The 25,466-nt window shown below is 60.6% G+C and carries 27 protein-coding genes; 13 read left to right on the top strand and 14 right to left on the bottom strand.

What is annotated here, in order from left to right:
* Positions 1-11: 11 nt before the first annotated feature.
* Entirely contained in the window at positions 12-1,253 is a 1,242-nt protein-coding gene (locus tag HGI47_RS01470; RefSeq protein WP_206065954.1) for an aspartate kinase, read from the bottom strand.
* Positions 1,254-1,351: 98 nt separating this feature from the next.
* On the opposite strand from HGI47_RS01470, the gene ubiG reads away from it, so the two are divergent.
* Entirely contained in the window at positions 1,352-2,104 is a 753-nt protein-coding gene (gene ubiG / locus HGI47_RS01475) for a bifunctional 2-polyprenyl-6-hydroxyphenol methylase/3-demethylubiquinol 3-O-methyltransferase UbiG (protein ID WP_168850990.1), read from the top strand.
* A gap of 3 nt (positions 2,105-2,107) precedes the next feature.
* Entirely contained in the window at positions 2,108-2,290 is a 183-nt protein-coding gene (locus HGI47_RS01480; protein ID WP_168850991.1) for a hypothetical protein, read from the top strand.
* 3 nt (positions 2,291-2,293) lie between these two features.
* On the opposite strand, the gene HGI47_RS01485 is transcribed toward HGI47_RS01480, so the two are convergent.
* The 3 genes from HGI47_RS01485 to HGI47_RS01495 all read right to left on the bottom strand — a co-directional run bounded on the left by HGI47_RS01485 (position 2,294) and on the right by HGI47_RS01495 (position 3,846).
* Positions 2,294-2,611: a DUF1294 domain-containing protein gene (locus HGI47_RS01485; RefSeq protein WP_206065915.1), complete on the bottom strand. Its 318-nt coding sequence runs from the start codon at positions 2,609-2,611 to the stop codon at positions 2,294-2,296.
* A gap of 44 nt (positions 2,612-2,655) precedes the next feature.
* Entirely contained in the window at positions 2,656-3,063 is a 408-nt protein-coding gene (locus HGI47_RS01490; protein WP_168850992.1) for a thioesterase family protein, read from the bottom strand.
* A 69-nt stretch (positions 3,064-3,132) separates the two neighbouring features.
* Positions 3,133-3,846: an NAD-dependent deacylase gene (locus HGI47_RS01495; protein WP_168850993.1), complete on the bottom strand. Its 714-nt coding sequence runs from the start codon at positions 3,844-3,846 to the stop codon at positions 3,133-3,135.
* A 35-nt stretch (positions 3,847-3,881) separates the two neighbouring features.
* Here HGI47_RS01495 and dapB point away from each other — a divergent pair, with 35 nt between their 5' ends.
* Genes dapB through HGI47_RS01510 form a run of 3 tightly spaced genes read left to right on the top strand, consistent with a single transcriptional unit; the run spans position 3,882 to position 5,720 of the window.
* Positions 3,882-4,610, top strand: a complete 729-nt coding sequence (gene dapB, locus HGI47_RS01500) for a 4-hydroxy-tetrahydrodipicolinate reductase (protein ID WP_168850994.1) — start codon at positions 3,882-3,884, stop codon at positions 4,608-4,610.
* A gap of 1 nt (position 4,611) precedes the next feature.
* Positions 4,612-5,313: an endonuclease III gene (nth, locus tag HGI47_RS01505; RefSeq protein WP_168850995.1), complete on the top strand. Its 702-nt coding sequence runs from the start codon at positions 4,612-4,614 to the stop codon at positions 5,311-5,313.
* Complete coding sequence (locus HGI47_RS01510) at positions 5,310-5,720, top strand: hypothetical protein (RefSeq protein ID WP_168850996.1); 411 nt, start codon at positions 5,310-5,312, stop codon at positions 5,718-5,720. Before nth ends, HGI47_RS01510 begins: the two co-directional genes overlap by 4 nt.
* A 126-nt stretch (positions 5,721-5,846) precedes the next feature.
* Here the strand turns inward: HGI47_RS01510 and HGI47_RS01515 are convergent, their stop codons facing one another.
* Entirely contained in the window at positions 5,847-7,166 is a 1,320-nt protein-coding gene (locus tag HGI47_RS01515; protein ID WP_168850997.1) for a dicarboxylate/amino acid:cation symporter, read from the bottom strand.
* A 313-nt stretch (positions 7,167-7,479) separates the two neighbouring features.
* The gene (locus tag HGI47_RS01520; RefSeq protein ID WP_168850998.1) at positions 7,480-7,725 is read right to left on the bottom strand and encodes a type II toxin-antitoxin system ParD family antitoxin; all 246 of its coding nucleotides are present in this window, start codon (positions 7,723-7,725) and stop codon (positions 7,480-7,482) included.
* A 133-nt stretch (positions 7,726-7,858) separates the two neighbouring features.
* Here HGI47_RS01520 and HGI47_RS01525 point away from each other — a divergent pair, with 133 nt between their 5' ends.
* Entirely contained in the window at positions 7,859-8,944 is a 1,086-nt protein-coding gene (locus HGI47_RS01525; protein ID WP_168850999.1) for a flagellar protein FlgN, read from the top strand.
* A 61-nt stretch (positions 8,945-9,005) separates the two neighbouring features.
* Here the strand turns inward: HGI47_RS01525 and aroC are convergent, their stop codons facing one another.
* Positions 9,006-10,073, bottom strand: a complete 1,068-nt coding sequence (gene aroC / locus HGI47_RS01530) for a chorismate synthase (RefSeq protein WP_168851000.1) — start codon at positions 10,071-10,073, stop codon at positions 9,006-9,008.
* 119 nt (positions 10,074-10,192) lie between these two features.
* Between aroC and HGI47_RS01535 the strand changes: the two genes are divergently transcribed.
* From HGI47_RS01535 to HGI47_RS01550, 4 genes are all read left to right on the top strand, one after another.
* Positions 10,193-10,504 carry an antibiotic biosynthesis monooxygenase gene (locus HGI47_RS01535; protein WP_168851001.1) on the top strand — a complete coding sequence of 104 codons (312 nt, stop codon included), beginning with the start codon at positions 10,193-10,195 and terminating at the stop codon, positions 10,502-10,504.
* Positions 10,501-10,848, top strand: a complete 348-nt coding sequence (locus HGI47_RS01540) for an arsenate reductase (RefSeq protein ID WP_168851002.1) — start codon at positions 10,501-10,503, stop codon at positions 10,846-10,848. Before HGI47_RS01535 ends, HGI47_RS01540 begins: the two co-directional genes overlap by 4 nt.
* Positions 10,849-10,941: 93 nt before the next feature.
* A complete protein-coding gene (gene pnuC / locus HGI47_RS01545; protein WP_168851003.1) occupies positions 10,942-11,505 on the top strand; it encodes a nicotinamide riboside transporter PnuC in 564 nt (187 codons plus the stop codon).
* Positions 11,478-12,017: an AAA family ATPase gene (locus tag HGI47_RS01550; RefSeq protein ID WP_370521589.1), complete on the top strand. Its 540-nt coding sequence runs from the start codon at positions 11,478-11,480 to the stop codon at positions 12,015-12,017. Before pnuC ends, HGI47_RS01550 begins: the two co-directional genes overlap by 28 nt.
* A 69-nt stretch (positions 12,018-12,086) precedes the next feature.
* On the opposite strand, the gene HGI47_RS01555 is transcribed toward HGI47_RS01550, so the two are convergent.
* The 4 genes from HGI47_RS01555 to HGI47_RS01570 all read right to left on the bottom strand — a co-directional run bounded on the left by HGI47_RS01555 (position 12,087) and on the right by HGI47_RS01570 (position 14,726).
* Complete coding sequence (locus HGI47_RS01555) at positions 12,087-12,527, bottom strand: biopolymer transporter ExbD (RefSeq protein WP_168851004.1); 441 nt, start codon at positions 12,525-12,527, stop codon at positions 12,087-12,089.
* Positions 12,528-12,569: 42 nt separating this feature from the next.
* Positions 12,570-13,100, bottom strand: a complete 531-nt coding sequence (locus tag HGI47_RS01560; RefSeq protein ID WP_168851005.1) for a biopolymer transporter ExbD — start codon at positions 13,098-13,100, stop codon at positions 12,570-12,572.
* A gap of 125 nt (positions 13,101-13,225) precedes the next feature.
* Entirely contained in the window at positions 13,226-13,975 is a 750-nt protein-coding gene (locus HGI47_RS01565; RefSeq protein WP_168851006.1) for a MotA/TolQ/ExbB proton channel family protein, read from the bottom strand.
* An 88-nt stretch (positions 13,976-14,063) separates the two neighbouring features.
* Positions 14,064-14,726, bottom strand: a complete 663-nt coding sequence (locus HGI47_RS01570) for an energy transducer TonB (RefSeq protein WP_168851007.1) — start codon at positions 14,724-14,726, stop codon at positions 14,064-14,066.
* 349 nt (positions 14,727-15,075) lie between these two features.
* Between HGI47_RS01570 and HGI47_RS01575 the strand changes: the two genes are divergently transcribed.
* Both HGI47_RS01575 and HGI47_RS01580 read left to right on the top strand, forming a co-directional pair.
* Positions 15,076-15,969 carry a hypothetical protein gene (locus tag HGI47_RS01575; protein ID WP_168851008.1) on the top strand — a complete coding sequence of 298 codons (894 nt, stop codon included), beginning with the start codon at positions 15,076-15,078 and terminating at the stop codon, positions 15,967-15,969.
* A gap of 121 nt (positions 15,970-16,090) precedes the next feature.
* Positions 16,091-17,398, top strand: a complete 1,308-nt coding sequence (locus HGI47_RS01580; RefSeq protein ID WP_168851009.1) for a homoserine dehydrogenase — start codon at positions 16,091-16,093, stop codon at positions 17,396-17,398.
* A 15-nt stretch (positions 17,399-17,413) separates the two neighbouring features.
* Here the strand turns inward: HGI47_RS01580 and HGI47_RS01585 are convergent, their stop codons facing one another.
* Positions 17,414-17,785, bottom strand: coding sequence for a hypothetical protein (locus tag HGI47_RS01585; RefSeq protein ID WP_168851010.1), 372 nt, complete (start codon positions 17,783-17,785; stop codon positions 17,414-17,416).
* A gap of 306 nt (positions 17,786-18,091) precedes the next feature.
* Between HGI47_RS01585 and glpX the strand changes: the two genes are divergently transcribed.
* On the top strand, positions 18,092-19,084 hold the full coding sequence (gene glpX, locus HGI47_RS01590) for a class II fructose-bisphosphatase (protein WP_168851011.1): 993 nt from the start codon (positions 18,092-18,094) through the stop codon (positions 19,082-19,084).
* Between the two features lie 61 nt (positions 19,085-19,145).
* On the opposite strand, the gene HGI47_RS22505 is transcribed toward glpX, so the two are convergent.
* On the bottom strand, positions 19,146-20,948 hold the full coding sequence (locus HGI47_RS22505) for a methyl-accepting chemotaxis protein (protein WP_168851012.1): 1,803 nt from the start codon (positions 20,946-20,948) through the stop codon (positions 19,146-19,148).
* Positions 20,949-21,138: 190 nt separating this feature from the next.
* A complete protein-coding gene (gene rpoC, locus HGI47_RS01600) occupies positions 21,139-25,425 on the bottom strand; it encodes a DNA-directed RNA polymerase subunit beta' (RefSeq protein WP_168851013.1) in 4,287 nt (1,428 codons plus the stop codon).
* Between the last annotated feature and the right edge of the window lie 41 nt (positions 25,426-25,466).

A 25,466-nucleotide genomic window follows, 5' to 3' on the forward strand; every position in this document is an offset into this window, starting at 1 on the left:
GAGAAAACGGCTTATTCGCCGTCCATCTCATAGGCCGTGTGCAGAACGCGAACCGCCAGTTCGGTTTCGTCCTCGTCGATCAGCACCGAAACCTTGATTTCGCTGGTGGTGATGGCCTGGATGTTGATGCCCCGATCAGCCAGCGCGCGGAACATGGTGCTGGCAACGCCGGCGTGGCTGCGCATACCAACGCCGACGACGCTGATCTTGGCAACCTTGCTGTTCGACAGCATTCGGTAATACCCGATGGTGTCCTTGCGCTCTTCCAGCAGCGCCTGCGTGCGGGCCAGATCAGAGATCGGCACGGTGAAGGTGACATCCGTCTCGCCTTTGTCCTTGGCGATATTCTGGATAATCATGTCGACGTTGATGTTGGCCGCTGCCAGCGGGCCGAAGATCGCGGCGACCGCGCCCGGACGGTCCGAGATGCGCGTCAGAGTGATCTTGGCTTCGTTCTTGTCGGCAGCGATGCCGGTGATGAGCTGGCGTTCCATATCGAGTCCTTCAAGCTCTTCGTCAGAGACAATCATTGTGCCGGGAATCGTATCAGCGGCGGGGGCATCGTCATCGATGAACGAGGACAGCACCTGCACGCGCACGCCTTCCTTCATGGCAAGGCTGACCGAACGGGTCTGCAAAACCTTGGAACCGACCGAGGCCAGTTCGAGCATTTCTTCATACGTGACGTTCTTGAGCTTGCGCGCCTTGGCCACGATGCGCGGGTCTGTGGTGTAGACCCCATCGACGTCGGTGTAGATGTCGCAGCGATCAGCCTTGACCGCAGCCGCAACCGCCACCGCAGACGTATCCGAACCGCCACGGCCCAGCGTGGTTACGCGGCCCGTGGGCGCAACGCCCTGAAAGCCCGGAATAACCGCGATTTCGCCGGAAGCCATGCTCGCCAGCATCGCTTCGGCATCGATATCCTCGATGCGCGCCTTGGCGTGGGCATCGTCGGTCTTGATCGGCACCTGCCAGCCCAGCCACGACCGCGCCTTGCAGCCCAGTGCCTGCAAGTGCATCGCCAGAAGACCGGACGTGACCTGTTCGCCACTGGCGACAACCACGTCGTATTCGGCGGGATCGTACAGCGGGTTGGCTTCACGGCAGAAATTGACAAGGCGGTCGGTCTCGCCCGCCATTGCCGATACGACCACCGCAACCTCGTGGCCTGCCGCCTGCTGGCGCTGCACGATGCGCGCCACGCGGCGGATGCGCTCGGTTCCGGCCATCGAAGTGCCGCCGAATTTCATCACGATGCGGGCCAAGGGCTTGCTCCTGGAATCTCAACGAAAGAATCTTTCCCGCAAGTCCGGTAGAAAATGCGGCGCGGGCGCTTTAGGGAGGCCTTATGAGCAATGCAACCTCTGCGCATACCATTCGCCCTCAAACGATCCGGGCGGATGAAGCCGCACATTTCGGCAAGCTGGCGGCGGACTGGTGGAACCCCAAAGGGTCTTCCGCCATGCTGCACAAGCTGAACCCGGTCAGGCTGGGCTTTATCCGCGATGCTATCGACGCCCATTTCGGCAGCGATTCGCGTGGGGTTAAGCCGCTGGCCGGGCGGCGCGCGCTGGACGTTGGGTGTGGCGCAGGGCTGCTGTGCGAACCGCTGGCACGCCTTGGCGCAAGTGTGACCGGCGTGGACGCGGCGAACGAAAACGTGGCCGTTGCCCGGCTCCATGCCGAAGGCGCAGGGCTTTCCATCGATTACCGTTGCGGCGATGTCGGCCAGCTTGGCCTTGCCGGATACGATCTGGTCACGTCGATGGAAGTGATCGAACATGTGGCCGACAAGGCCGCATTCATCGGCGCGCTGGAAGCCGCGCTTGCCGATGGCGGGCTGATGATCCTTTCCACCCCCAACCGCACTACCCGATCGCGCCTGCTGCTGGTCGATGGGGCCGAAGGGCTGGGCATGGTGCCAAAGGGCACGCATCACTGGGATGATTTCATCACGCCTGTCGAACTGCACGACCTGCTCGACGCGGCAGGCCTCAAAATGGGCAATCCGATGGGCATCGCGTGGAGCGTGTCACGCGGGCTGCATCTGTCAGACGATCTTGCGCTGAACTACATCGCCACCGTGACGCGGAAGGATTGAACGATGGCCGCAGAACGCTTCGAACGCCACAAACAGGCGTGGACCGCTGACGAGATCAGCAAGTTGCACACGTTGGCGAAGAAAGGCATGGCGCTCAAAGCCATCGCCAAGGCGCTGACCCGCAGCGAAGAATCGGTGAAGCAGCGCGCGAAGAACGATGGCTTGAGCATCGCCAAGCTGCGCTGAACTTCATTTCCAGAACTGGTGGGCCAGATCCCAACCGTTCCAGCAGACGATCCCCATCACCTGCAAAAACGCGATCATGTGAAGGTGGCTCACGAATGGCTGCTTGCGCGTCTTGTGACGGAACAGCTTGCGGCCAAGGTAAGCGCCCGGCGTTCCGCCAAGCAATGCCAGATGCAGCAACGTTGATTCGCTCGTCCGCCAGCGCCCGGTCTGCGCTTTCCACTTGTCGATGCCGAATGCCGCAAAGGCGAGGATGTTCAGCGCAGTCAGCGCCATTACGATATTGGCTGGCGTCAGCAGCGAGACGAGCAGGTCTTTCATCCGCGCAGCATTATCGGCGCAGGATCAACGAATCGTATAAAGCTTTATGTCAACGAAGACGGCAGGAACTTTTCCACCAGATCGCGTGCCAGCCGCGCCGGACGCAGCGTTTCGGCATCGAGGCAGCACCAGCTTGATTTTACCTCGGCCAGCACGTCTTCACCGCGCTTGATCACGGTTTCATAGAACGCCCGCGCGCCCTGCACTTTTTCAAGGATTACGTGGGCAATCACCGCATCGTCAAGAAACGTGGGGCGGCGATAGGTGATCTCGTGCTTCAGCGCGACCCACAGGTGCGCGGCAACCGCCTCTGCCGGAGCCAGCGCCTTCCAGTGGTCGATCACCGCGTCCTGCACCCATTTGAGGTAGGAGGCGTTGTTGACATGGCCCATGAAATCGATGTCGGCAGGGTCGACAGAAATCGGGACGAGATGGGGAATCGCGTTGCTCACACTGATGTAGATAACACGATTCGCGCGCGCCGGGTAGAGCGGTGGCAATCCTTTTGCGCGAGCAACACTTTATGACGAAAGCAGTTCGTCCACCCATTCAGGCACGATCTGTGTGGCCGGACCAAGCCGGGTTTCGTGAAACCAAGCCGACCCTTGCGAACGTTCGAGATTGAGTTCTAGCGTCGGCATCCCCAGATCGCGCGCGGTGCGTACAAGGCCCGCTGCCGGATAGACCGCGCCGGATGTTCCGATGGATACGAAGAGATCGGCAGCCGATATCGCCTGATAAATCTCGTCCATGCGATAGGGCATTTCGCCAAACCACACGATGTCGGGGCGCAACGCAGGTTCCCCGCACGAAGGGCAAGGCGGACGGTCGATCAGCGGCCCGGTCCAGCGATGGCGCACATCGCAGGCAGTACACCATGCGTTGAGGTGCTCACCATGCATATGCAGCACGTTCAGCGCCCCGCCCCGCTCATGCAGATCGTCGACATTCTGCGTCACAATCAGAACTTCGCCACCCGCCAACTTCGGCCATTCCCTGTCCAGCCGGGCAAGCGCGATGTGCGCGGCATTGGGCTGCCGCGTCTGGATCGCCTCGCGCCGCATATCGTAGAATCGCAGCACAAGATCGGGATCGCGGGCAAAGGCTTCGGGCGTGGCCACATCCTCCACCCGGTGCTGCTCCCACAAGCCGCCCCCTCCGCGAAAGGTGTCGATGCCGGATTCGGCGGAAATTCCGGCTCCGGTGAGGATCACGATATTGCGCGGGCGTTTCATCCCGACCATGAAGCACGCAACGCAAGGGGTAGGCAATGAGCAGAATCGGAATCATCGGCAGCGCAGGGCGCATGGGCAATGCGTTGCAGGCAGCAGTGGCGGCGGCAGGGCACGACTTTGCCGGCGGTATCGACAAGGGCGGCGATCCCAAGGCACTGGCCCAAGCCGCCGACGTGCTGGTCGATTTCTCCGCTCCGGCTGCGCTGGAGTTCAATCTCGACGCCGCGATCCACGCAGGCATCCCCATCGTCGTCGGCACCACCGGCCTTGAAGAGCGCCACCACTGGCTGATCGATGCCGCGGCGGTGAGCATTCCCGTGCTGCAGACCGGCAATACCTCGCTCGGCGTCACGCTGCTCGCCCATCTCGTGCGCGAAGCAGCATCGCGGCTTGGCGATGACTGGGACATCGAGATCGTCGAAACCCACCACCGCATGAAAGTGGACGCCCCATCGGGCACCGCCCTGCTGCTGGGCGAAGCCGCGGCCAAGGGGCGCGGCGTTGCGCTGGCGGACGAAGCCGTGCGCGGGCGCGATGGCATCACCGGCGCGCGCCAAGCCGGCACCATCGGCTTTGCCGCCCTGCGCGGCGGATCGGTGGCGGGCGACCATTCCGTCCACTTCCTTGCCGACAATGAACGGCTGACCTTTTCCCACCTTGCCGAAAACCGCGCGATCTTTGCCAAGGGCGCAATCCGCGCGGCCGAATGGATGCTGGGCCAGAAGCCGGGCCGCTACACCATGCCCGAAGTGCTGGGCCTCTGACGTGAAAAAGGCGGACGTCTTCGAATTCTTCCGCCGTCTGGCCGAAGCCAACCCCGCGCCCGAAACCGAGCTGGAGTACGGCAACACCTACCAGTTGCTCGTCGCCGTCACGCTTTCCGCGCAGGCAACAGATGTGGGCGTGAACAAGGCGACGCGCAAACTGTTCGCCATCGTCAAGACACCGCAGGACATGCTCGATCTGGGCGAAGAGGGACTCAAGAGCCATATCAAGACCATCGGCCTGTTCAATTCCAAGGCCAAGAACGTGATGGCGATGGCCGAAATCCTTGTGCGCGATCACGGCGGCGAAGTTCCGGCTGATCGTGATCTGCTGACCGAACTGCCCGGCGTCGGGCGCAAGACCGCCAACGTGGTGATGAACTGCGCCTTCGGGGCGGAAACCTTTGCCGTGGATACGCACATCTTCCGCGTCGGCAATCGCACCGGCCTTGCGAAGGGAAAGACGCCGCTCGCCGTTGAGAAAGGACTGGAAAAACACGTCCCCCAGCCCTTCCGCGTGGGCGCACATCACTGGCTGATCCTGCACGGGCGTTATGTGTGCAAGGCACGCACGCCCGAGTGCTGGCACTGCGGGCTGATTGACCTTTGCGCGTTCAAGGACAAGGTTCTGGAAAAGGGGGCGAAACCCGCGACGGCAGCGAAAAAGCCCGCCGCGCGCAAACGCAAGGAGAGCATGGCATGAAGCGCAAGACTCCGATCCTTCTGACAGGCATCGCCCTGACCGCAGCGCTGGCGGGTTGCGCCGCCAGCACCTCGCCGGGCAACGATGGCCACCGCAGCGATATCCCCAAAGCAAAGGTCATGGGCAAGGCGGTCAACTGCCTGCCCATCCAGTCCCTTCGCGAAAGCATTGTCCGCGATGACTGGACCATCGATTTCCGCACCGGTGCAAACACCTGGTATCGCAACAGCCTGCCCCGCCGCTGCAACGGCTTGGGCTTCGAACGCGCGTTCAGCTACGCCACATCGCAGACGCAGCTCTGCAACGTCGATATCATCACGGTGATTTCGAACACCGCCGGGCCGGGACCGATCAATCGCGGATCGTGCGGTCTGGGTGAGTTTACGCCGGTAGAACTGACAAAGTAGGCCTGCCCCTACAATCCGCATTCGTCACCCCCGCGAAGGCGGGGGCCCAGCTCCAAAGACGTCGTCGCCACGCGACGGCAATATGGTCGCTGGATTCCCGCCTGCGCGGGAATGACGAGCGTTATCTCAATTCTCGAAGTTCGCCGGATCAAGGTTCAGCCCCGCACGCCCATCTGCCGCCGTATGCGCGGGCGCGTGCGCCGGCTCCGCATCTGGGTCCATCGGCGGCTGCAGCATCCCTTCCCACTTGGTAATGACCGAAGTGGCCACCGCATTGCCAACCACATTGGTGGCCGACCGCCCCATATCGAGGAAGTGATCCACCCCCAGCACCAGCGCAATGCCTTCCACCGGCAGGCCGAACTGGCTGAGCGTGGCCGCGATCACCACAAGGCTGGCGCGCGGCACCCCGGCAATGCCCTTTGACGTGACCATCAGCGTCAGCAGCATCACGATCTGGCTGCTCACTGGCAGTTCGATGCCATAGGCCTGCGCGATGAACATCGCCGCAAAGCTGGTGTAGATCATCGACCCATCAAGGTTGAAGCTATACCCCAGCGGCAGCACGAAGCCCGAAATGCGACGCGGCACGCCGAACCGGTCCAATTGCTCGAACAGCTTGGGCAACGCCGCTTCGGAACTCGCCGTGGTATAGGCCAACAGCAGCGGCTCGCGGATATAGCGGATCAGCGTGAAAATCCGCCCGCGCAGGAAAATCGCACCTGCCCCCAGCAACACGGCCCACAGGATCACCATCGCCAGATAGAACGAACCGACCAGCTTGCCATAGGTCAGGATGATCCCCAGCCCGCGCACCGCGATCACCGATGAAATCGCGCCAAACACCGCAAACGGGGCAAAGCGCATGACATAGCCGGTGATCGTCAGCATGATCTGCGCCAAAGCCTCGGCCCCGCGCACCAGAGGCGCGCCCTTTTCGCCCACGGCAGACAGCGCGATGCCGACAAACAGCGAGAACACCAGCACCTGCAGGATATCGTTCTTCGCCATCGCCTCGATCGGGCTGGCCGGGAAGACCGACAGCACAAAGTGGCGGAACGTGAAGTCGCCCGTCGCTAGCTCGCCCAGATCCCCGGTAGCCGTAAGCTCCAGCCCCACCCCCGGCTTCAGCAGGTTGACCAGAATCAGGCCCAAGCTGATCGACACGAAGCTGAACGTGATGAACCACGCCAGCGACCGCCCCCCAATCCGCCCCAGCGCCGCACTATCGCCCATCGAAGCGATGCCGGTGACGATGGTCGCCAGCACCAGCGGCGCAACGATCATCTTGATCAGCCGCAGGAACACATCGGGCAACAGCTTCAGCGTATCGGCCACATAGGCCAGCGTCGCATCGCCCTTCGGATACGACACATTCAGCGCGTAACCGACGACGATGCCCAGCACCATGCCGATCAGGATGTAGAGAGTAAGGCGCCTGGCCAAGAACTGTGCTCCCGCAATTTTGTTGCGAGAGAGACTAACGGCGTTTCACGACAGGCTCAACCGTTGAGGGGGAGTTTATGGTTGGGTGTGCCCAGCATAGACCGATTGGCAATTATCCCGTTCGCAACCCCCCACCCCAACATCGTCATGCTGAACTTGTTTCAGCATCCATTGTGCCAAGCAAACGGCGTCTTGTTATGAGAAATGGTCCCCGGCCTTCGCCGGGGTGACGAAAATGTAGAGGCTGGAGGCTAATCGCGTAGCTGCCAAAAGATCGTCGGTGGCTGCTTGCGTAAATCGATACGATGGCACATCAGGCGTTCATTCCGGCTTGCTTCAAGGCAAGAGCGCGAATGTCACGCATCGTCAGGTCACTTATGCCGCTGGGCCGCGCTTCATCGACAAGTCGCTGCATCCGGGCGATCTTGTCCCCGCGCTCCTGCTCCCGCCGGATCAGATTGCGCACATAATCGCTGACATTGCTGTAGCGGCCTGTCTCAGCCTGCGCTTCCACCCATTGCTTCATGGGATCTGGCAGAGAAATATTCATGGTTGCCATCTTCAAGCCTGATTGCCGGAAATATGGTGTATTCTGGCAAAGTTTGTCAAGCTTGCGATGGAGGCAGAGAGATTGACTAAGTCGACAGCGTAGGCACAAAATTGTTGTAAATTAAGTAATTCTGGAATTATCTTTGAACGTCTATGGCGATCCGTTTCTCAGCCTAGTGGGTCCTCAAATTATGGTAGAAAATGGAGACAAAAAGCCAAAATCGGAGGATTCATTTAAATACTCTAGTGAGTATTTTAACTACCACAGAAATACGATGGTATTTTTCTCGCTTTGCTGCTTGATGTCAATTTTCGGCTTAACCCCGTCATTTAAAGAGTTTTTGACTGAAGAGTCAGCAAAGAATAGCGCCATATTTATACCAATTATTTTATTTGCGTGCGGCGCATATTCTATATTGATGTTCATCCCCGAATGGATGGAGTGTGCCAAACCACATAGAGCCAATCAACGAAATTTCGTAGAAAAAGTAGATTTATCCGTAGAAGAAAGCATCAATTTAATTCGATCTTCAAAAGACAATATTGAGACATTTAGAAGCCTATTTGAAAATTTGAAAGAGCAGTTGGAGTTAGACAAAAAGCAGTTGACGATGGCTTTGCATTTTGAGTTCTTCTCCATCGCAAAATCTGCGGTGAACACATTGAATGATAACGGAATGCCGGAGTTGGCTATGAGCATAGATGATGTTCAAAGTCTTTGTGACTCCGATCCAGGCCCTCTTTTCTCTGAATTAGTTGCGATGGGGCTTACGGAAGAACAGGCGGAACTTGCTCATCAAAGATGGCAGCAATACGCAAAACCGCACATCGCAAGATTAGACAATGCTTGGCAAAACCTTCAACAGAAGATCGATGAGGCAAATCAGGAGAATGATCATAACTCCATGATTATCAATCAACGGATAACTGATATGCAGAGTAACATGAGTCAAAATATCGAAAGAACTACATTATACACAAAATCTCTAGACTCATTATCTGACAGGCTGAATGATATTTTAGGATTGTTTAAAAACGCAAAGAAATTTGCAAGAAAAGATGAAAAATCAATATTCATCAAAACGGATATAGGCGGAATATGGATGACGTCGGCCGCAGCTATTTTTGCTTTTTTTGGAATTATAAAGTTTTACTATGACTATTTTAGCTCTACATGCCTTGCAAACTTTATTTGCACGGCTAAGAACTATATCGCTATCAGCCCGTAAATTCACAGTTTGGGTACATACGCAACAAACTCCGGAACTCAGCGTCCCGCCACCTCACCCCTCACCCACACTGCCCCCGATGCAACAGCTTCTGATCGGCCAGCACCAAGGCCATCATCGCTTCCACCACCGGTACGCCGCGAATGCCGACGCAGGGGTCGTGGCGGCCCCTGGTGAACAGTTCGGTCGCCTCCCCTTCCCGCGTGATCGTGGGCATGGGGGTGAGGATCGAGGAGGTGGGTTTGAAGGCCACGCGCACGCTCACCGGCTGTCCGGTGGAAATGCCGCCCGCGATGCCGCCCGCGTGGTTGGCGAGGAATTCCGGGCCTGCTGAACCGGGCCGCATCGGATCGGCGTTGCCTTCGCCGGTGTTGCGTGCGGCGGCGAAGCCATCGCCGATTTCCACGCCCTTCACCGCATTGATGCCCATCATCGCGTGGGCGAGTTCAGCGTCCAACTTGGCATAGAGCGGCGCGCCCCAGCCTGCCGGAACCCCCGTGGCCACGCATTCCACCACCGCGCCCAGCGAGGAGCCGGATTTGCGCGCCTCGTCTACCAGCGCTTCCCAACGCGCCGCCGCCTGCGCATCGGGGCAGAAGAAGGGGTTGCGGCTGATCTCTGCTTCATCGAAGCGCGCCATATCGATGGCATCGCCGCCGATTTCGCTCACCCACGCCAGAATCTTCACTTCGGGCAGCACCAGTCGCGCCACGCCGCCTGCGGCCACCCGCGCCGCCGTCTCACGCGCCGAGGATCGCCCGCCGCCGCGATAATCGCGGAAACCATACTTCGCGTCATAGGCATAGTCGGCATGGCCGGGGCGATAGGCCTTGGCGACATCGCCATAGTCCTTTGACCGCTGATCCACATTCTCGATCATCAGGCTGATCGGCGTGCCGGTGGTGCGCCCTTCGAACACGCCGGAAAGAATGCGGACCTGATCCGGCTCCTGCCGCTGCGTGGTGAAGCGTGATTGGCCGGGACGGCGCGCATCAAGGAAAGGCTGGATATCCGCCTCGCTCAATGCCAGCCCCGGAGGGCAACCATCAACCACCGCGCCAAGCGCCGGCCCGTGGCTCTCGCCCCAGGTAGTGAAACGGAAAAGGTGACCGAAGCTGTTCAGGCTCATGCAGTGCCTTTGTCGCAATAGGACATGAATGTCCACAGTTCCGGGCAAACGGCGTCAAAGCCCCCTCCTCTTCAGAGGAGGGGGTTGGGGGTGGTGCTTTTCCACGCTAGAGACACCCCATGTTCCTCGTCGTCTTCCGCAATCGCAAACGCGCCGATATCGATACCTCAGCCTATGCGCGCGATGCCGATGCGATGGCGCAACTGGCGGCGGAGCAACCAGGCTATCTCGGCTTCAAATCCTACACCGCAGATGATGGCGAAGTGATCGCCCTGTCCGAATGGGCGGACGAGGCAGCGGCGCTGGCTTGGCGGCGCGTGGCGCATCATGCTGAAATACAAGGCAAAGGCCGCGCCGAATACTACGAAAGCTACACCCTGTTCGCGGGAACGCCAACGCGGGTGCATCACTTCAATCGGGACGAGCGATGACCATTACAGTTTACGGCATTCCCAATTGCGACACCGTGAAGAAGGCGCGCAACTGGCTGGATTCCAAAGGAATTGCCTACACCTTCCACGATTACAAAAAGCAGGGTGCGGACCCGGCGCGCATCGCGCAGTGGATTGCCGCCGCCGGGTTGGACAAAGTGGTCAACAAGGCCGGGACGACATATCGCAAGCTGGATGACGCGCAGAAGGCAGCGCTGGGTGGCGATGCGGCTCCGGCGGTTTTGGCCGAGCATAGTTCGGTGATCAAACGGCCGATTTTGGAGCATCCGAATGGACTGCTCGTAGGGTTCAAACAGGAGCAGTGGGAAGGCGCTTTGACGTGATCTTGCGCGGCTTAGGTGCATCTAGGTGCTTCTAGGTGCAGTTCAGAAACACGCCCGGATCGTGACCAATTTTCGGCCTTTGGAGCGGCATTGGTGAACCCGGTCGAGCTTGCGGCAAGCGTGCTGGGCCTTGCCAATATCGCGCTGCTGGTGCGCCGGTCGGTGTGGAATTTCCCCTTCGCGCTCGGTTCGGTCACCTGCACGGCCATCGTGCTGTTCGAAGCGCGGCTCTATGCCGAGACGGGGTTGCAGGCGTTCTTTTTCGGCGCGAACCTTTGGGGATGGTGGCTGTGGTATCGCGCCAAGGGCGGCGATGACCACGCGGTGCCAGTCGGCTGGCTGAGCGGGCGCGAACGGGTGATCTGGAGCGCGGTTACAGCGGCGCTTAGTCTGTCGCTAGGCTGGCTGCTCCACCGGTTTACCGATGCTGCGCTACCCTTTGCGGACTCGGCGGTCGCAGGCGCGAGCATTGCGGCACAGATACTGCTGTCGCTGCGGCGGATCGAAAACTGGGTGCTGTGGGTGGTGATCGACGTGGTGGCCATTGGCCTTTATCTTTCGCGCGGATTGCCGCTGCTGGCCGCGCTTTATGCAGTGTTTCTGGTGATGTCGGCGCTGGGTCTGCGGGAGTGGATGAAGGCGGCGCGCGCGTGCTGACGGTGTGCTTCCACGGGGCGGAGAGCACCGGAAAATCCGTGATGGCAGCCCGGTTGCAGGAGCGGCTCGATTGGCCCGTCGTGGCGGAATATGGCCGCGAATATTGCGAAAAGCACGGCACCGATCTGACGATGGATGACCTGCTGGCCATTGCCGCCGGGCATGTGGCGGCAACGGAGGCGGCCGCGCGGGCACGACCGGACGTTTTGCTGCTGGACACCGATCCACTGATGACGGCCGCTTGGGCACAGATGCTGTTTGGTGAGGTGCCCGACAGGCTGCTGACGTACCCGAAGGCCGACCTTTACCTGCTGTTCGAACCTGATGTGCCGTGGGTGGCCGATGGCACGCGCTTCTTTGGCGACAATGCGCAGCGGGCGCGGTTTGCAGCACTGTCGGAGGGGGTTCTGGTGCGCGCAGGTGTTCGGTGGGAACGTGTAGGTGGATCTTGGGCCGAGCGTGAGGCCAGTGTTGTGTCCGCCATCCAACAGGCGATTTTGCCCGCGCGCTGATCGCCCACGAAAAAGGGGAGTGGATTGCTCCACTCCCCTTTTCGTTCTGCAAGCCTTGCAGCGAGAAACTTATTGGCCAGCCTTCTGGAAGGTGGCGAAGTTTTCGTTGCCGACGAAGCCGAACTTGGTGACCTTCGAATCCGTGATGATCTTCATCATCCGGTTCGCGATCTCGTAGCTGGCGTATTCCTCGGGCTGGAACTGAAGTTCCGGCTCGGGGGTCATCGCCTTAGTCGCCTGAAGCAGCGAAACCATCTGACCCTCTGTGGTGGGAACACCGTTCCAAAGGATTTGGCCTGCATTGTTCAGGACAAGCTTGTTCTTGATCGGGTCCACCTGCTGGTTAGGCGTCGGCGGAGACGGCTGCGGAAGGTCGATGTTCACCGCGTGGGTGGCCACGGGGATGGTGATGATGAACATGATGAGGAGAACGAGCATGACGTCGATCAACGGCGTCGTGTTCATTTCCATCATCGGCTCGCCATCATCCTTGCCGGCGCTCATTCCCATGATTGTTGCTCCTGTTCGCTCTCTGGTCCGGTCGGAAGCGGCTTAGCCGTTCGGATCGACCGGGGTAGAGATGAAGCCGACCTTCGGATAGCCAGCCGACTGCACGTTGTAGATGGCACCCGCGATGCACTTCCACGGCACGTTCACGTCGCCACGGATATGCACTTCGGGGATCTTTTCGGGATCGATATTTTCGGCGCCGCCTTCACGCTTCACGATGCCGTCGAGACGGTCGAAAGCCTTCTGGTACAGTTCCTGGTTATCGACCGGGGTCGTATTGTTGAAATACACGCGGCACTGACCGTTGCGCGTGGAGCCTTCATAACCAGGCTCCTTCGGGCTGCGGCCTGCCCCGTCGGTAGCGACCACCGTGAGCATCAGGTTTTCGACCTTATCCTGCGACTCTTCGCTGGGAAGGACCGGAACCTTGAGCTTTTCGACAGTCTGGATCGCGACCGGCACTGCGATGAGGAAGATGATCAGCAGCACCAGCATCACGTCCACGAGCGGCGTGGTGTTGATGTCCGACATCGGGCGTTCTTGACCGCCAGCGCCGCCTACAGACATTGCCATGAGTTACATCCTATCCGTTCTGAGCCGCGGAAGGTGCCGGAGTTTTCCCGATGGGAATGGACTCCGGCAGAAGTCCCGCGTTTCCGGAAAGGGGCCGGCAGCAAGCCACCAGCCCGGTTTCATGCTTACTTCTTGACCGGAGCGGCCGGGGTTGCCGGAGCCGCCGGGGTGGCGGGCTTCACAGCGCCCTTCGAGTTGATGTTCGCCAGAACGTCGGTCGAGAAGCCCGACAGCAGTTCAGCGATCTTCTTGTTGCGAGCCTGCAGCCAGTTGTAGGCAAGCACGGCAGGCACAGCCACGAGCAGACCAAGCGCGGTCATGATCAGAGCTTCACCGACCGGACCTGCGACCTTGTCGATCGAAGCCGAACCAGCCAGACCGATGTTGATCAGAGCGCGGTAGATGCCGACCACGGTGCCGAACAGACCGATGAACGGCGAGGTTGCACCCACGGTTGCGAGGAAGGGCAGACCGCCAGCAAGCTTCGAGTTCACAGCGGCTTCCGAACGAGCCAGCGAACCGTGCAGCCAATCGTGCGCTTCAAGAGCGTCGGTCATCTTGGCGTGCTGTTCTTCAGCGGCGATGCCGTCGTCGACGAGCTGGCGCCATGCCGAGTTCTTGTCGAGCTTTGCAGCGCCTTCCTTGAGCGAAGGAGCCTTCCAGAAGGTCGAGCGGATGGTCTTGTACTGGCCAAGGATCTTGTTCTGTTCGAAGAACTTGGTGAACAGGATGAAGAACGAGCCGAACGACATGATGCCGAGGATCACGACGGTAGCATAGGCGATGAAACCGCCCTGTTCGAGGGCTTCGGCGAAACCGAACTTGTTCTGCGGCGCAGCAGCAGCGGCAGCAGCGGCCAGAGTGTAGATGGACATTGCGAGTCTTCCTCTTCAAATCAAATCAAAGTGCGTGAAAGCCGTTCAGACGAGCTTTCGTGCCATTCGGTGAGACGATTGCCGTCGATCAATCCTTAGGGATGACCCAACGAATCGAGTTGGAGTACGAACCAGTGGCCGGGTTCCCTTCACCATCGGTCGCAGGCGTGAAGCGTGCGCGACGACGGATGTTGGAACACGCGGCTTCGTCCAGATCAGGGCTGCCCGACGAGCGGGTAACCTGACAGTCCGTAACCTTCCCATCGGTGCCGACAGTGACACGGAAACCCGTGGTGCCTTCACGCTCTTCACGAAGAGCACGCGAGGGGTAGTCGTTCGATGTCGCCCAGTTGCCGGGGTTGCCCTTGGGAACGGCAGCCTTCGGCGTAAAGCGCGGGGGCGGCGGAGCTGCGGGCGGCGCAGGAAGAGCAACCGGTGCCGGCGGGGCCGGAATCGGAGGCGCTTCATTAACCGTCTGCACCTGCGGCGCTGGCGCGTTAAAGCTGATCGGCGGCGGAGGCGCGACGATCGGCGGGGGCGGCGTATTCTCCTTCGGAGGAGGAGGCGGCGGCGGTTCTTCCGGCGGCTTCTCTTCCTCGATGTTGACCGCCGAGGTCACCTCTTTGACCTTCTTGATCGCCTCGTACGCGAGCCCTGTGACAAGCGCGTAGCCGACGGCGACATGAAGAATCGCAACGATGATGAGCGCGGTGATCTTGTTACCGCTCATCTGTTGGTCAGCGTATGCCATTCAGCTCCAATACTCCTGATCGCCCACCCGGGCCCGGAGCACGCGCAATACGGCCCTGAACCAAGGTGGTGCCGACGCACAGGATCACCGTCCTGCCCGCAGGCCAATCCAGCAAATTTCAATCCACCCTGCCGGCAACCCGGTCCGCCGACATCAAACCAGGGGGTTTGGCGGCGGCAAGCGTCGGGCTGCTTGTTTTTGGATTGCCCGAACGGGCGCATCTTTAACGGCGAAGGCATAGCCGCGCAAATGCTTTATCGGTTAACCAACGATTCAGGGTTGCACTGGCTGAAATTGGCGAGAAACACAGGGGCGGCTGCAAGGGTCAAGCACCGCCGGAGATACGATAATGCCTAGGTTTGTTGTCCGTCCGATCATCGCCGCCGCAATCGCCGCGGCCGCGTGGTCTGGATTCGTTCCGGCCGCTGCGCAAGCCCAGCAGGCCCTGATTCGCGGCGATGCAAGCGGTGACATCACCGTTGCGAACGCTGCATTGACCTATGCCGATCTGGCAAGTCTGGCCGACACATCCGAAGTGGTGCTGCGTGTGCAGATCAAGAAAGTCAGCCTCCTGAAACCGGAACAAGCTCCCGGCCTACCCCTCGGCATGGCCCGCGTGCTGGTGGAAGCCAAAACGCAGACTGTGCTGAGCGGCCCGGCGATGGGCGAAACGGTGCGGTATCTGGCAGACGTGCCGCTTGATGCCAAAGGCAAGGTGCCGAAGCTGAAGAAGCAGGTCGCACTCGTCTTTGCGCGGACCGTGGCCGGGCGACCCGGCGAGTTGCGGCTGGTCGACGGGGCCGCGCAGATCGCATGGTCGGCCGCAAACGAAATGCGCACGCGCGGCATCCTGACAGAACTGCTTTCACCCGAAGCCCCGCCGCGCATCAAGGGCGTGCGCGAAGTGCTATACGTGCCGGGCAATCTTGCAGGCGAAGGCGAAACGCAGGTGTTTCTGCAAACGCAGAACAATGCTCCCGTTTCGCTCACCGTGGTGCGCCGCCCCGGAATGGCGAAAGCATGGGGGGTGAGCCTATCGGAAATCGTCGATCAGGCGGCCCGGCCACCCGAACGCGATACGCTGACATGGTATCGCCTCGCCTGCTTCATGCCGCGCTCCATGCCCCCCGGTGCCAGCCTTTCGGGCACCGCAGATCAGGTGCGCGCAGCAGCGACAGACTATGCCTATGTCATCGAGCAGCTTGGCGAATGCACGCGCACCCGCCCCGCCGTGCAGGAATGATTCGGCAGAACTGACCCACCGGGGCATTTCGCGAAACGCCAATCGCGTTGTTGCCCCGCAGCCTTGCGTCCCCTAAGGCCCGCCGCGCAGATTCTGCAGGTTTCCAGCGAACGGGAATGACATGAGCGAACCTTTGCGCATCGCGCTGGCCGGGCTTGGCACGGTCGGCGGCGGGGTAATCCGACTGATCGAGGCCAACGCCGATCTTATTGCGCGACGCGCGGGCCGACCGATCGTGATTACCACCGTCAGCGCGCGAAACCGGCAGAAGGATCGCGGCTTCGACGTTTCACGCTATGCGTGGGAAGACGATATGGTCATCCTGGGCGAACGGCCCGACGTGGACGTGGTGGTCGAACTCGTCGGCGGGGCTGACGGCCCGGCGCTGGCGCTGGCGCGCACCACGTTCGAGGCTGGAAAGGCGCTTGTCACCGCCAACAAGGCGATGATCGCGCACCACGGCGTTGAATTGGCGACAAAGGCCGAAGCGACCAAAGTGGCGCTGAAGTTCGAAGCGGCGGTTGCAGGGGGCATCCCGGTGATCAAAGGCCTGAAAGAAGGCGTGGCCGCGAACGAGATCGCGCGGGTCTATGGCATTCTCAACGGCACCTGCAACTATATCCTGTCGACGATGGAAGACACCGGGCGCGACTTTGCCGATGTGCTGGCAGAGGCGCAGGCCAAGGGCTATGCCGAGGCCGACCCCACGTTCGACATCGATGGCATCGATGCTGCGCACAAGCTTTCGATCCTGTCTTCGATTGCGTTCGGCACGGCGGTGGACTTCAAGCCAGTCGCCGCCACGGGCATTCGCCGCGTGCTGGCCGCAGACATCGCGCAGGCCGACGCGCTGGGATACTATATTCGCCTGATCGGCATGGCCGAAACGGAAATCGACGCGGAAGGCAATCGCCGTCTGTTTCAGCGGGTGCATCCACATCTTGTGCATCGCGATCATCCGCTGGCGCATGTTGATGGCGCGACCAATGCGGTGGTGGCCGAGGGCAACTTCGTGGGCCGCCTGCTGTTCCAGGGCGCGGGCGCGGGCGATGGACCTACGGCCAGCGCGGTGGTGGCCGACCTCATCGACATCGCGCGCGGCGATATCGGCGCGCCGTTCTCGATCCCGGTGGCTGAATTGCAAAAAGCGGCTCCGGCAGAAACCGGGCACCGCACCGGCAAGGCCTATATCCGCTTCAACGTGGCGGACCGCCCCGGCGTTCTGGCAGAAATCACTGCCGCGATGCGCGATGCGGGCGTTTCGATTGAAAGCCTGATCCAGAAGGGCAATTCGGACAACGCGCAGGTCATGGTGGCGATGGTCACGCATGAAGGCCCAGAAAGCGCCATTGCCGAAGCGCTGCGCCTGCTCGAAGGATCGCCGGTGCTGGCCGAACCGCCGCTGGTCATGCACATTCTGGGGGAATAACGATGTCCCGGCGCATCAGCGTGCCGGGATCTCACCCTTGGCAATCCGATCCGCGTCCGACCCTGGCGGCGGGGCGGGCAGCGCCTTGATATCGAAATAATACATCGGCGGGGGCACGCCACCCACGCCGATGCAGCCACGGCTGCAATCGCGCAGGCCCGAAACGTTGGGCGCGCGTGGCACGCCGGTATCGGTCGATTTCGCGCCATCGGTTTCATCGCGCAGCGGCACGCGCTCACGGTCGCTCGCTTCCTTGCCGCCGCATACCACGATGGTTCCGTCAGACCGCTGCATCGGGCGACAGCGCTGCGTTTGCGAAGTGGACAGCAGATTGCGCGCCACATCTGCGTCGGAAGGGGGGGCATCCGGTGCGGCAGGGCCTTGCACGGCACCGGGATTTGGCACACTCGAATTTTGGGCAAAGGCCAGCTCAGCGCCAAAAAGAAGCGCAAGGCTGGCCAGAACTGCTACTGTCCGTCTCGACAACACCCTTCCCTCGCGTCTAGTGCCGGGTCACACCAATGTCATCTGTGTCACGCAATGCCAATCGCGTGATCGCCTGATGTTTGTGCATACGTTTGCACAGTCATTGCGTCCCGTCGAGCCGGTCGTGCCGGTGCGATGCTGCACAGTGGCTGAACCGACCGCGCTTTATACCCGTTCCCGCCACCATCTGACGAAGTTGGAGCCCACGTGACCGACCAGACCACCAACCCCGCCGCCTCTCAGGTACTTGACCGCGTTCTCGTGCTGGAAATGGTCCGCGTGACCGAAGCCGCCGCCATCGGCGCATCCAAGCTGATCGGAAGGGGCGACGAGAAGGCCGCCGATGCCGCTGCAGTCGAAGCCATGCGCGCCGCCTTCAACGAGCTGTACATGGACGGCACCGTGGTGATCGGTGAAGGCGAACGCGACGAAGCGCCGATGCTCTACATCGGTGAAAAGGTTGGCGCAGCACCGGGCAAGGGGCCGAAGATCGATATCGCGCTCGATCCGCTGGAAGGCACCACAATCACCGCGAAGGCCGGCCCGAACGCGCTGGCCGTGCTGGCCGTGGCTGAAGAAGGCGGGCTGCTCAACGCGCCTGACGTCTATATGGACAAGCTGGCCGTCGGCCCGGGCTATCCCGAAGGCATCATCGATCTCGACAAGTCGCCCAGCGAGAACGTGAAGGCGGTGGCCGCTGCCAAGGGCGTGGAGCCGGGCGATATCATCGTCTGCGTGCTGGACCGCCCGCGCCATTCGGACCTGATCGCGGAACTGCGCAGCATCGGCTGCGGCATCAGCCTGATTCCCGATGGCGATGTGGCAGGTGTGATCGCGGTGACCGATGAGGATACCGGCATCGACATGTACATGGGCACCGGCGGCGCCCCCGAAGGCGTGCTGGCCGCAGCAGCGCTGCGCTGCGTGGGCGGGCAGTTCAAGGGCCGCCTGCTGTTCCGCAATGAAGACGAGAAGGCCCGCGCCCGCAAGTGGGGCATCGAAGACCTGAACAAGCAGTACGATCTCAAGGAACTGGCCAAGGGCGATTGCATCTTCGCCGCTACCGGCGTGACCGACGGCTCGCTGCTTTCAGGCGTGAAGATCCACAAGAACGGCGTGATGACCACCGAAAGCGTGGTGATGCGCGCTTCGTCGGGCACGGTCCGCTGGGTCAAGGGCGAACACCGCAAGGGCCGCTGAGTAGGCGCGCTCCGTCAACAGAAAGGCCCGGCTTGCATATGCGAGCCGGGCCTTTGTCGTTTCAGGTTCCGTATCGGACCACAGCCGGAACATGGAGTGCGGTTTCAGCGGCCGAATGGCGCCTCAGGTTGTCCGGGTTGCTGACTTGGACGGGGCGCTTGTCGACATCGCGAGTCCGGAAGCGCGTTACCAAGGCCGTGAGAGTTTGTGCCTCGGTTGACAGACTGTGGGTCGCAGCAGAGGATTGCTCTACCATTGCGGCATTGGCTTGCGTCATCTGATCCATTGCCGCGACAGCAACGTTGACCTGTTCCAGGCTTGCCGCCTGATGGACGGCAGCTTCTGCGATCTGTGCAACCAATCCATCAACAGTTGCGATCTGATCGACGATCCCGGTTAACCGTTCGCCCGTCGCGCCGACGAGGCGAACGCCTTCCTCCACTTGAGCCGTGCTATTTTCGATCAGCGTTTTGATGTTCTGCGCCGCCTCGGCAGAACGCTGCGCCAATGCACGAACTTCTGTGGCGACAACCGCGAATCCCTTGCCCGATTCACCTGCACGCGCAGCTTCGACACCGGCATTGAGCGCCAGGAGATTGGTCTGGAAGGCGATGCCATCGATCACCGTGATGATCTGGCTGATCTGCTGCGCGGATGCTTCGATCTGTGCCATCGCTGCCACCGCCTGCCGCACGACATCACCACCAGCATTGGCCTGCTCTTGTGCTGTGGCAATCGCCGCCTGCACATCCTGCGCACCGCTTGCCGTATCCCTAACACTCCCGGTAACGGCATTCATCGCCCCGGCTGTGTTTGCAAGGCTGGACGCCTGCTGTTCGTTGCGCATCGCAAGGTCGTCCGCAGCAACGCTAATTTCGGAGATTGAGGAAAGCACGCTAGCCGCCCCGACGCGAACGGTGCGCATCGCTGCGGCCAGCGAATCGACAGCCATGTTGTAATTGTTGCGCAGTTCCTCATACCCTTCAGGAAATGCCTCATCGATACGGTATTCGAGGTTCTGGCGGGCCATGCAATCCAGACCTGCGGAAAGGGCAGCGACCACCTGCTGCTGATTCTCCTGCGCTCTCTGGCGGGCCATTCCGCTTTCTTTGAACACGGCAATCGCGCGCGCCATAATCCCTATTTCGTCCTGCCGTTCGCTTCCGGGCGCGGTTAAGGCATATTCGCCATTGGCCATGTGCTCCATGACACTTGCCGTCTCGACCAAGGGCTGCACGACCGAATTGCGAATCATGCGAGCCGCGCCATGCACCATCGCAAGGATAGTCAGCGCAAGCAGAGCAAACAGTGCCAGCAAGCTTCCGACCACGGTTGATGCAAAGCTCATCAAACCTTCCCGATACTTGCCTGACGAAGCGACGAGGTGGGTCACTGCATCGTGCTGCTTGCGATAGGCCGGTGTCAGCTCGGCAGCATGGACCCGCTGCATCGTTGCCATATCGCCTGCCTTCATCGCGGGCAGGAAGCTGCGATCCATTGCGCTCCAGAAAGCATCGGCGGTTCCGATAGTCGCAGCAACTTCTGCTTTCAGTTCTTCAGGCACTGGTGCCGTGGCCCAATAAGCCTTGCGCTGTTCGAACAAGGCACGCTCGTCAGCCAGGTCCTTCGCCGCCTCTTCTGCGTGGGTGGGGTCAGCAATCGCCCAAGTGGTGTGGAGATATGGCTCAACCACAAAGGCGGGCGGTGGCAGGATATCGGCCAGGAGTTCGTCCTGCAGCAAGTTCTGGCGATGCAGAGGGCCACCAAAGCGGATGTACCCGATCGTCACCGCAGCCAATGCAATAGAGACGACGATAAGTCCGACAACCAGTCTTGCACCGCGCGTTGTGCGATCTCTGATCATGTTAGGCACCCAAGGATTGTTTGATGCGCTAACATTCGCGAACAAAGTAAATTTCGAAAATGTGCGGCCCAGTTTATAAAACCTAGGTGTCGGTAAACACCTGATAAATACCCCGAAACGGATTGAATGCATCAAAAAACCCCGCCGGTTCGCTCCGGCGGGGCCTCTTGTTTCTGGCGAAAATCGAGGATCAGGCCTCGTCTTCACCCTTGATCAGGTAGTCACCCGCATCGGCATCAAGCCCGTGGGTTTCGCCTTCGACCACAGCCAGCGGATCATCGCCAAGTGCAGCTTCCGGTCCCTGTGCCAGTTCGGCCGCGTGTTCTTCGGCTGCCGTCGCCGGAGCGATCAGCGATTCCTGAAGCTTGCGATATGAAGCGCGCAGCGCCGCATCGCGCGACGAGGCGGCAACGCGCAGACGGTTCATGCCCGCGCCGGTGCCGGCGGGGATGAGACGGCCCACGATCACGTTTTCCTTCAGACCGATCAGGCTGTCGCGCTTTCCTTCGACCGCCGCCTGCGTCAGCACGCGAGTGGTTTCCTGGAACGACGCAGCCGAGATGAACGAGCGCGTCTGCAGCGAAGCCTTGGTGATGCCCAGAAGCACCGGCTTGCCTTCGGCGGGCACCTGGCCCTCTTCCAGCTTGCCGTTGGTTTCCAGCATTTCTTCCAGATCGACCTGTTCGCCCGGCAGCAGGGTGGTGTCGCCACCGTTGGTGATCTCAACCTTCTGCAGCATCTGGCGAACGATCACCTCGATGTGCTTGTCGTTGATCTTCACGCCCTGCAAGCGGTAGACTTCCTGGATTTCGGCAACGAGGTATTCGGCCAAAGCCTCAACACCCATCACTTCCAGAATGTCATGCGGATCGGGCGAACCTGAAATCAGGTTGTCGCCCTTCTTGACATAGTCGCCTTCCTGCACGTCGATCACGCGGCTCTTCGGCACCAGATACTCAACCGGTTCACCCTCTTCCGGGATGATCGCGATCTTGCGCTTGGCCTTGTAGTCACGCACGAATTCGATGCGCCCTGCGATCTTGGCGATGATCGAATTGTCCTTCGGCTTGCGCGCTTCGAACAGTTCGGCAACGCGCGGCAGACCGCCGGTGATGTCGCGGGTCTTGGCGGCTTCGCGCGAAGCACGGGCAAGAATGTCGCCCGCTTCGACCTTCTGGCCGTCTTCCACCGAAAGCGTCGTGCCCGGCGCCATCAGATAACGTGCAGCTTCGCCCGAATCGTCGTCCAGCAGGGTCAGACGAGGACGCAGATCCTCCTTCTTGCCCCGGCCAGCGGCACGGTTTTCGGTAACGACGCGGCTCGACATGCCGGTGGCTTCGTCGGTCTGCTCGGTCAGGGTCTTGCCGTCGACAAGATCCTGATAGCGCACGATACCGGGCTTTTCGGTGATCACCGGCGTGGTGAATGGATCCCATTCAGCAAGGCGATCACCCTGCGAAACAATGGCGCCATTCTCGTGCAGCAGGTGCGTACCGTAAGGCACACGGTGGATTGCGCGCTCACGTCCTTCGGTATCGACGACCACGATTTCACCGTTGCGGGCCAGCGACAGACGACGGCCACGCTTGTCGGTGATCGTCGGGATATCGCGGTACTGCACGGTGCCGTCGCTGATCGCTTCGAGGTGCGACTGTTCGTTCACCTGCGCCGCGCCACCGATGTGGAAGGTACGCATGGTAAGCTGCGTGCCCGGTTCACCGATCGACTGCGCGGCGATAACGCCGACAGCTTCACCGATGTTGACCGGCGTACCGCGTGCAAGATCGCGGCCATAGCACTTTCCGCAAACGCCCTGCGTGGCTTCGCAGACCAGTGGCGAACGGATGCGCGCCGACTGGAAACCGGCTGCTTCGATCCGGGCAATCGCCGGCTCGTCCAACAGGTCGCCCTTCGAGGCGATCACTTCGCCGCTGCGGGCTTCGATCATGTCTTCGGCCAGCGTGCGGCCAAGGATACGTTCGCCCAGCGATGCGATGGTCGCGCCGCCCTGCACGATCGAGCGCATTTCCAGCGCGCGTTCGGTGCCGCAATCTTCCTCGATCACGACGCAATCCTGCGACACGTCGACCAGACGGCGGGTGAGGTAACCGGAGTTTGCGGTCTTCAACGCGGTATCCGCGAGGCCCTTACGAGCGCCGTGGGTCGAGTTGAAGTATTCAAGAACGGTCAGACCTTCCTTGAAGTTCGAGATGATCGGCGTTTCGATGATTTCGCCCGAAGGCTTGGCCATCAGGCCGCGCATACCCGCAAGCTGCTTCATCTGCGCCGGGGAGCCACGAGCGCCGGAGTGCGACATCATGTAGATCGCGTTGATCGGCTTTTGACGGCCAGTTTCGGGATCGATCGGCGACGACTTCAGCTCTTCCATCATGGCGTTCGCCACCTGATCACCGCAACGGCTCCAGGCGTCGATCACCTTGTTGTACTTTTCCTGCTGGGTAATGAGACCATCCTGATACTGCTGTTCGTAATCAGCCACCAGTTCCTTGGTTTCGTTGACCAGCGCATCCTTGCTGTCGGGGATGATCATGTCATCCTTACCGAACGAGATGCCTGCCTTGAACGCGTTGCGGAAGCCCAGCGCCATGATGGCGTCGGCAAACAGCACCGTGTCCTTCTGGCCGGTGTGACGATACACTTCGTCGATCACGTCGCCCACGTCCTTCTTGGTCAGAAGGCGGTTCACGACGTCAAACGGCACCTTGTGGCTCTTCGGCAGACATTCGCCAATCAGCATACGACCCGGCGTGGTTTCGAAGCGCTTGAGGTACTGCTTGCCGTTTTCGTCGGTCTGCGGAACGCGGGCAATGATCTTCGAGTGCAGTGTCACCGCCTTGCATTCGAGCGCCTGATGCACTTCGGCCATGTCGGCCAGCAGCATGCCTTCGCCCGGTTCGCCAGCGCGATCCATCGACAGGTAATAGATGCCGAGAACCATGTCCTGCGACGGTACGATGATCGGCTTGCCGTTGGCGGGCGACAGGATGTTGTTGGTCGACATCATCAGCACGCGCGCTTCAAGCTGGGCTTCCAGCGAAAGCGGCACGTGGACGGCCATCTGGTCACCGTCGAAGTCGGCGTTGAAGGCCGAGCAAACGAGCGGGTGAAGCTGGATCGCCTTGCCTTCGATGAGGACCGGTTCGAACGCCTGAATGCCAAGACGGTGCAGCGTGGGCGCACGGTTGAGCATGACCGGGTGTTCGCGGATCACCTCGTCAAGGATGTCCCAGACTTCCTTGCGTTCCTTCTCGACCCACTTCTTGGCCTGCTTCAGGGTCATCGACAGACCCTTGGCATCAAGACGCGCGTAGATGAACGGCTTGAACAGTTCGAGCGCCATCTTCTTAGGCAGGCCGCACTGGTGCAGCTTGAGTTCAGGACCGGTCACGATGACCGAACGGCCCGAATAGTCGACGCGCTTGCCGAGCAGGTTCTGGCGGAAGCGGCCCTGCTTGCCCTTGAGCATGTCGGACAGCGACTTCAGCGGACGCTTGTTGGCGCCGGTGATCACGCGGCCACGGCGGCCGTTGTCGAACAGAGCGTCAACGGCTTCCTGCAACATGCGCTTTTCGTTGCGGACGATGATGTCCGGCGCGCGCAGTTCGATCAGACGCTTCAGGCGGTTGTTGCGGTTGATGACGCGACGGTAGAGGTCGTTGAGGTCCGACGTGGCGAAGCGGCCGCCGTCGAGCGGCACCAGCGGGCGCAGTTCGGGCGGGATGACCGGCACGACATCAAGGATCATCCATTCGGGGCGGTTGCCCGAATCGATGAACGATTCCACGACCTTGAGGCGTTTGATGATCTTCTTGGGCTTGAGTTCGGACTTGGTGGTCCGCAGCTCTTCCATCAGATCGTCGCGTTCCTGCTCCAGATCGAGGTTCATCAGCATGTGCTTGACAGCCTCGGCACCGATCCCGGCGGAGAAGGCGTCTTCGCCATACTCGTCCTGCGCGTCGAGCAGTTCGTCTTCGGTAAGCGTCTGGTACTTTTCGAGCGGGGTCAGGCCCGGCTCGGTAACTACATAGCTTTCGAAGTAAAGGATGCGCTCAAGAATCTTGAGCTGCATGTCGAGCAGCAGGCCGATGCGCGAAGGCAGCGACTTGAGGAACCAGATGTGCGCGACAGGCGCGGCCAGCTCGATGTGGCCCATGCGCTCGCGGCGCACCTTGGTGACTGTCACTTCGACGCCGCACTTTTCGCAGACGACGCCCTTGTACTTCATGCGCTTGTACTTGCCGCACAGGCACTCGTAGTCCTTCACGGGGCCGAAGATGCGCGCGCAGAACAGGCCGTCACGCTCGGGCTTGAACGTGCGGTAGTTGATGGTTTCCGGCTTCTTGATCTCGCCGAAGGACCAGCTGCGAATGCGCTCAGGCGACGCCAGACCGATCTGAATCTGGTCGAAGGTCTCGGGCTTGGCGAGCTGGTTGGTGAATTTGGTCAGGTCGTTCATTTGGTGCCGTTCCCTTGCCTCAAACCGAGGCGTTGGACGTG

This window comes from Novosphingobium sp. ERN07 (genome assembly GCF_012641335.1).
GTDB lineage: Bacteria > Pseudomonadota > Alphaproteobacteria > Sphingomonadales > Sphingomonadaceae > Novosphingobium.